4 protein-coding genes are annotated in these 7,341 nt (G+C 53.0%); all 4 read right to left on the bottom strand.

What is annotated here, in order from left to right:
* Nucleotides 1–465: 465 nt before the first annotated feature.
* The 4 genes from QMB55_RS05665 to QMB55_RS05650 all read right to left on the bottom strand — a co-directional run bounded on the left by QMB55_RS05665 (nt 466) and on the right by QMB55_RS05650 (nt 7,341).
* Nucleotides 466–3,558 (bottom strand): type III restriction-modification system endonuclease, encoded by a 3,093-nt coding sequence (locus QMB55_RS05665; RefSeq protein WP_497587707.1) that lies wholly within the window; start codon nt 3,556–3,558, stop codon nt 466–468.
* Between the two features lie 158 nt (nt 3,559–3,716).
* Entirely contained in the window at nt 3,717–4,772 is a 1,056-nt protein-coding gene (gene darG, locus QMB55_RS05660; RefSeq protein WP_497587706.1) for a type II toxin-antitoxin system antitoxin DNA ADP-ribosyl glycohydrolase DarG, read from the bottom strand.
* A gap of 14 nt (nt 4,773–4,786) precedes the next feature.
* Nucleotides 4,787–5,425 (bottom strand): type II toxin-antitoxin system toxin DNA ADP-ribosyl transferase DarT, encoded by a 639-nt coding sequence (gene darT / locus QMB55_RS05655; protein ID WP_497587705.1) that lies wholly within the window; start codon nt 5,423–5,425, stop codon nt 4,787–4,789.
* 2 nt (nt 5,426–5,427) lie between these two features.
* Nucleotides 5,428–7,341 (bottom strand): site-specific DNA-methyltransferase, encoded by a 1,914-nt coding sequence (locus QMB55_RS05650; protein ID WP_497587704.1) that lies wholly within the window; start codon nt 7,339–7,341, stop codon nt 5,428–5,430.

Raw genomic sequence — 7,341 nt, 5'->3', positions numbered from 1 at the left:
CCCGCTGACCGCTTCTGCTGACGCTTCTTACACCACGTCCCGGGACACGATCAGCGGCTGGCTTGGCGGCACCTGGAAAGCCAGATCAGCCAACGACAACCCAACAAAAGGCGTCAGGAATTTCTCGTGACAAGGGTAAGGGACTTGGAAAGTCAGTACTGAGGTTTTTGACAGACGAGCAAAGATCTCTGCTGGTCGAGCACGAACAAAAACTCGCCAAATTGACGGAGGTATTGCCTGGCGCCCGAGATGCTGCGGAGCTCGTTGCCTTGCGTATCCAGGACGAGAAGCGAGCAATAAGAAAGCTACAGAGCAAGGCGCGCAGAATTAAGAAAAAACACAAAGCGACTTCGGGTTCTGGCTGTTAAGTTCTGCGTACCCCGCGCTAATCACTGACGATCACGGTGATGAAAACGTTCGGAGGCGATCTAACGCTTCCGAACGGCCTCTACGAGCTCGATGGTTTTAGGCGTCAGCCTTCGCCATCAAATCATCAATATTCCGGGCGATAATATACCTTGCTGTCTTCCCTTCCGTGCCCAGGGCAGCAAAGTGAGCAGTTCCGCATTTGATTTTTCCGCTTTCGCGATCACGCAGCTCATCTTCAAATAGGCCGCCTTTGGTCTCAACGACAAAGTACAGTCGTTCCTGGCCATCCAGCGTCACCAGAACAGCCCAGTCGGGGTTGTATGTACCCAGCGGGGTTGGGACCTTGAACCAGCCTGGCAGCTTGGCGTACACCTTGACCGCCTCGTTCTTCTCCAGCGATTCCGCAAAATCCCGCTCGACAGCTGAGTCATAGACGACATGCTCGTAAACCGATTTTTCGGTGTTGAGCACCAGGTTCTGCAGATAGCCCGAAAGCTCTTCCGACTCGAACATTTCCTGTGCGTAGTAGTGCTCGTCGCCGAGGCGCTGGTACTTGATGCCATCAACCAGCGCCAAGCGCTTGCAGCGGTTAATGGCATCCGAGGCCAGTTCGATGAACTGCTGCGGATTTCGTTTGAAGTCGTTCAGCCGAGTGCTTTCGGTCAAAATGCGAGCAATCGTTTTGCGGGTCAGTTGGGTTCTGTCCTGCAGCTCGGTCAGCACGTCGGGCAACTCGATATCCGCCTCATACAGGGCGATAGGCTCGGATACGGAGAGCAACGAGGCATCGACCCCTGCTTTGCCAATCGCCATTCCGGCCTTTTTCCATTGCAAGCGGGTCTTGGATACAGGTGGAGCATTGTCCAGCGCTTCAATGCAGCGCTCGATCAGCTTTTCGTTGTCAAACTGAACGCGGTAGGTGGTCTTGTGTTTGATGCGGTCCCACAGCGCCTTGAACTCAGGGCTGAGCAAGACTGATTTTCTGACCGAAATTGGCTTACGGTGATCGGCATTTTTCACTTCCAGCTTGCCGGAAAGCTTCTTCAGAACTGCGACAATCTGATGGCGCTGCGCCTCAAACTCAGCCGGCAGTTGCAGATTGCCGTTCTTCAGTGCTGTCTTCAGGGAATCCTGCACCTTACCCCGGTCGCTGATGTAGCCCTGTGCCTGGAGGTGTCCCCACAAGGTCTTAGATGCCTCAAAGCCGAAGGGCGAAACCTCGCCGCTATCTGAGGTCACTGGGATACCCGCGAATTCGTGGTCATGCACCACACCAAACTGAATACCCGTGTCCTTCTCGATGTCCTTTTGCAGATTCTCGGCAAACTGCTCATAGCTTTCCGTGGCAATCACCGTCAGCGTATTGATTTCGAAACCACGTAGTCGCTCACCCTTCTGATTGACGCAGAGGCGCAAGCCACGGCCAATGGTTTGCCGGCGCCAGCGTTCGGTCTCGCGGGTAGAGAAATTGCAAATCTGGAAGACATTCGGGTTATCCCAGCCTTCCTTCAGCGCTGAGTGGGAGAAGATGAACTTCAACGGCGACTCGAAGGAAAGCAGCTTTTCCTTGTCACGCATGATGAGGTTGTAAGTATCGTCGTCGGCAGCTGTCGTGCCGCTCGTATCCTTGAGCATTTCCACCGTTTTGCCACCGACCTTCTTCTTGTCGATGGAAAAGTAGCCGTTATGCACCTCATCGGCAGCCGTAGCCAGGTCGATCTCACCAAACAGGCTCTGGTAGTCGGGGTGACGTGCCCAACGCTTGTACTCTTCCTCGAAGATCACAGCGTATTCGCCCTTCACCGCATTGCCTTGCTCGTCGTATTGCCGGTACTTGGCCACTTCGTCGATGAAGAACAGGCTCAAGACCTTTACGCCAAGAGGCCGCAGGCGTTTTTCCTTATCCAGATGTTCCTTGATGGTGCGACGAATCATTTCCCGATGCACGGCGCTGGCATCAACATCTCCCCAGGCATCACCGATGCGCAGAAATACCTCGCTGCCAGGCACTTTCAGTTCAAGGAACTGATCGCTGCTTTTTTTCCCGCTACCAGCGCGGATTTCTCCGATGCGAATATCGGCATACAGCGCACGGCCGGTTTCCTGTTCCAGATCGAAGCCATCCTGAACGGGAATGGTGTCCCGGCGCACCACGCCTGCTGAGTTTTCACGGTCAACCTCAATGCTGGCCGTGATCACGCCGCGTTTGTTATTGATTGCAAGCAGCTTCACATAAGGTTTGTTGTTACCACCCTGAACCGTGGCTGCTGCAACCTCAATTTGCTTTACCAGGCGTTGTTCATAGGCATCCACAGCATCCAGGCGATACACCATGTGGTGCTTGTCTACGTGGGTTGCGGAATAACGCAGGGTGCAAAGCGGTGACATGTGCGCCAGCGCCTTTTTTCCTTTGCCATCGATACCGCCATCAACGCTTTGCGGCTCATCGACGATCAGGATCGGACTGGTCTGGCGGATCAGATCGATGGGACGCTCACCACCCGTCTTCTCGCTGGCACGGTACATCTTGTTCTTGGACTTCTCACGGCGCTTGGCTTCATCGGATTCTTCCGCTTGCGCTGCCGCTTCATCACCAAACTTATTGATGGCGCCAACCGTGATGACCATGATCTGAATATTCGGACTGGTCGCAAAGTTGCGGACCTGACCGAGTTTGTCGGAGTCGTACTGAAAGAACTCGTAACCCTTGGCGGCGGGGTAGAGATTCTCGAAATGCTCACGGGTAATCTGCAGCGTTTTGTTCACGCCTTCCTTGATCGCCACGGATGGCACGACCACCACGAACTTTGTGAATCCGTAGCGCTGATTCAACTCAAACACGCTGCGCAGGTAAACGTAGGTCTTGCCAGTTCCTGTTTCCATCTCGACCGTGAAATCGAGCGGCTGCTTGTCCTTTAGCGGCGGGGAAGGGGGTAAGCCGTTTCGAAGCTGAATGTTCTGCAGGTTTTCATTGACGTGCTCATCTACCAACAGCTTCAGCGCATTGCCGATACCACCGCTCTCGGTGAATTGTTTGCCTTCAAAGCTTTGCTGAGTCCCAGCTCCACCCAAGGCTTGAGCAGTAACCGTGAAAACAGAGCGACAAACCTCCTGGCCTCGAAACAAATCGCACACGGCCTCAATGGCTTCGATTTGATACGGCAGGTCGGATTCAAAATGCAGTTTCATTATTTGCTCTTCTTGGAAACTAGCACCAAGTCGAGGCAGTGGTGTTCCACCTCTTCGTGATAGCTGTCGGCTTCAGTTGTTCGGAGAAACCGAACAACTGAAGCATCCCTCCAACTCATCCCCCACGGCCTAATTCGGCTTCAGAGTAAGGTAAAAGGTCATGCAGTTGCTACGGGGTGAATCCAGCCCTTATCCGCCAAGACATTCAGTGCAATACCGATCTGCCTCGGGGAAAACTGCCGTTTTCTCTCATTCCATGCGTGGGTTCGAGCAACGACATCAGCCTGGTTGCGAACTGTTTGATCCTGTTGGGTGATCCAGTGCACTGTCGCCAATAGCTCCAGGCCAAAAGGCGTTTCAAAACCTTCAACCAGTGAATCGACACGTTCGAAACGAGCACGCGTTTCCTGATGCGACTCCAGGAAGGTATTGGCGTCTTCAACTGCGCCGGGTACCAAGTTCAGCGGCTTTTCCGGAGCATCACCACCGTCGGCGTAACCAGAGATCAGGTGTCCTTCGATGGTACGAAGAACATGACGAAGATTCTCGGCATAGGGACCGTAAGGACCTTTGATGTATTGCAAACGAAGCGGCTCCCCAGCCACCTGCATGAAGTACATCAGTTTATGCACCTCCAGCAGGGAAATCGTAGGATCGAGCAGTCCCTTCATGTAACGATTTACCAGCTCGACCAAAGCGGCACGACCCGGCGTCATTTTGGGTACTTCCCGGCTGTGCTGCATCTTGTCGGCCTGAGGAGCGCCCTTCGGTTCATAGATGCGAACAGTTACATCTGCCAATGACGACAGGTGTTTCTCGATTAACGGACGCACATCCTCCCAGTCCAGACCACCCAGGCCGGCACCCAAAGGAGGAATAGCAATCGAACGGATGTCACGTGACTTGATATCCGCAGCCAACGCCACCAGTCCAGACTCAATGTCTTCAATGCGGCTGTTGCCACGCCAATGGCGCTTCGTCGGAAAGTTCACGATGTAGCGCGGCGTGGTCAGTTGTCCAGTCTCAAAAATGAACATACGACCCGGCTGCAATTCCTTGCGCGCACAGGCCGCTTCATAAGCCTTGAAGTTTTCTGGCCAAGCATTCTTGAACTGCAGGGCAATCCCGCGTCCCATCACGCCAACACAGTTCACCGTGTTGACGATGGCCTCTGCCTCGTCCTTCAAAATGTCGCCGCTCGTTAATTCAATCATGGCGATCCCCCGCGTTAGTAGTACCAATCGGTCTTAACTTCGACCGTTGGTTTATGTTCTTGTTGCTGCAAAGCATTCAATACTTGGCCGTAAACGATATTGTTGCTGACACCAATACGCCTGACCAGTCCCCACGGAAAACTTTCTTCAATCAGAAACTCACTTTGCTTGGCTTCCTTGCACTGACTCCACATCCGAGCCTGAACAGCATCCCAGTCGATTTCGTGGAGATTCGCCAAGTCTGATCGATCTTCAAAGTAACGCGATCCCGCATTCGACAACGTGAAAGCCCAACGTCGGTTATTGGCATTTGCCCAGGCTACGGTCTCGTGAAGATCGGCCTCAAGGTGAATAATCGGACCCTGACCACCCTTGTAGGACAATTCACTGCTACGTACATACATCATGTACAGCATTACCGACCGGGGACAAAAATAGAAAGGCACGCACTGTCCGACAAATAAGTCGGGGTGACTCTCCAAACGCAACACCGTCAAGCGCCGTTGCTTAATGTTGCTCATGCCAACCACCGTCCCAGGCAAATCGTTTTCCTGAACCATCGCATCTGAAAACAAGCCATTGCTTTCAAGGACCGAAGGCAGCCGATCCACATGACAGATGTGGTAAATCTTGGGTTGGGCTGGCATGGGCATGGTTACAAGCTCCGCACTTGCTTGATGCCGTGCTGTTCGAGGATCGCGGCCAGATTGCTCTTAGCGACGTCGTTTTCGAAGGCGCTATCGCGGAATACGGCAGTGGTGTCGCCGACCGTTCCTTGTTCTTTACGCCAGGCGACGATGCCCAGCGCCAGAGCTTCTACCTCGGCTGCATTAATGCTTTCGACCAAGCATGCCATCAGTACCCCAGCGCCGACGCTATTGACCTGTTTGCCTGCGATTTCCCGTTGCTCTATGGGAACGCAAAGGTCCAGGCCGAGCTTGAGCAGGATTTCGTAGAGGATGTCGTCGCTGCTACGGTCAGTTTCGAGGTGATCGAGGTGATCGAATAGCGAGGTTTTGAGATCGTTGGCTTTGGGATTCCAAGCTCGGATGTTGGAGGTGTCAAGCTTGAAAACGCGGAATCCCGTGTCACCTTCGAAGTCTGGCTTGGCTTCCTTTACTCGTTTTCCAGCACCTTTAAGTCTGGCCTTGGTGATGTCGGCAATCGAAGTCCAGCCCGCGCTTTCAGCTCCGGGCAAGGGCTCCGGAAGTTGAACTAGGATACAGCGGCGATTTCCACCGTCGTCTGCATTTTGCTGAAATACCGCATCCATCGTGCTGCCCGTGCCAGCAAAAAAATCAACTACCAAATCGTTACTTTCGGGAGCGGTCGCGATTTGCAGGATACGACGCAGTAGCCTTGTGGGTTTCGGGGTGTCAAATACAACATCTGAATTTGGGAAGTCGACTGTGGCAATCAGCTCCTTTTTGGCCTCTTGAGTATGTCCAACCTCCTCATATGTCCAAAGCGTCTGGGGGACGCGCCCGCTTTGCACATCAGAAAGAAAACGCTTGAGTCGAGGCATGTTGTTGCCATCACTTCCCCACCAGATGCGGTTGTCTTGATCTAGCGCATCAAACTTCTCTTTTGATACGCGCCAGTACGTTCCGGATGGAGGTCCTTCGATTACTCTGCCAGATGGGCAAGTAACAGCATATGTACCGGCGCCATAGAAATTTCGGGCGGTCAGGTTATCTGATGCCCAAGGTCCTCTTTCATCATTGTCGAGGTTTCCATAGCGGGCTTCCATTTCTTCACTTCGTGGAAGCAAACGGGGAGCCCATGTGTCAGCATTTTTTGCGTAAACCACAATGTAGTCGTGATCTTCGGAGAAATGCCTAGCTGAGTTTTTGGGTGCAAAAACTTTTTGCCAAATTACTGACGCAATGAAATTCTCCTCTCCAAAAACCTCATTCATTACTGCGCGTAGATTGTGTATTTCGTGGTCTGCAATACTGACGAACACCGCTCCATCGTCTCGCAACAAGTTCTTCGCCAGCTTTAGCCGGGGATAGATCATGTTTAGCCAATCGGTGTGATAACGACCGCTAGCGTCGGTATTGCTGGAGAGCTTGGCTCCGCCTTCGGTTTGGCCTGTTAGTTCCAAATAGTTTTTGATGTTGTCCTGAAAGTTATCGGGATAAACAAAATCCTTGCCGGTGTTGTAAGGCGGATCAATGTAGATCAGTTTGACCTGTCCCCCATTGTTGCCATAGCTCTTTTGCAGCAGCTTCAACACTTCCAGGTTATCGCCTTCAATCATCAGGTTCTGCGTCGCATCCCAATCCACGCTTTCCTCCCGGCAGGGACGCAGTGTGCCGGTGCTCGGGGTCAGAGCGATCTGTCGTGCCTTTTTCTTGCCGTGCCAGTTCAAGCCATATTTCTCATCTGCATCGGTCACGCTCTGGTCACCGACCAAGGCTTTAAGCACATCGACGTTGATAGCCGGTCCGCTTGCGCCTTCGGTGATCAGTTCGGGAAACAGGGCTTTTAGCTGCGCCAAGTTGCCAGCCAAGATATCGGCTGACTGTGTTTCGGAACTGTTGGCTTCAATTTTCTGCATGGTCAT

It is taken from the genome of Propionivibrio sp. (assembly GCF_041441355.1).
Classification (GTDB): Bacteria; Pseudomonadota; Gammaproteobacteria; order Burkholderiales; family Rhodocyclaceae; genus Propionivibrio.
Note: the sequence above shows the minus strand (reverse complement) of the source record. Positions and strands in the feature narration are given on the sequence as shown.

Excerpts from the sequence above, each read along its gene's own strand:
- QMB55_RS05665 (WP_497587707.1), bottom strand. The coding sequence starts at position 3,558 with ATGAAACTGCATTTTGAATCCGACCTGCCGTATCAAATCGAAGCCATT.
- darG (WP_497587706.1), bottom strand. The coding sequence starts at position 4,772 with ATGATTGAATTAACGAGCGGCGACATTTTGAAGGACGAGGCAGAGGCC.
- darT (WP_497587705.1), bottom strand. The coding sequence starts at position 5,425 with ATGCCCATGCCAGCCCAACCCAAGATTTACCACATCTGTCATGTGGAT.
- QMB55_RS05650 (WP_497587704.1), bottom strand. The coding sequence starts at position 7,341 with ATGACCATGCAGAAAATTGAAGCCAACAGTTCCGAAACACAGTCAGCC.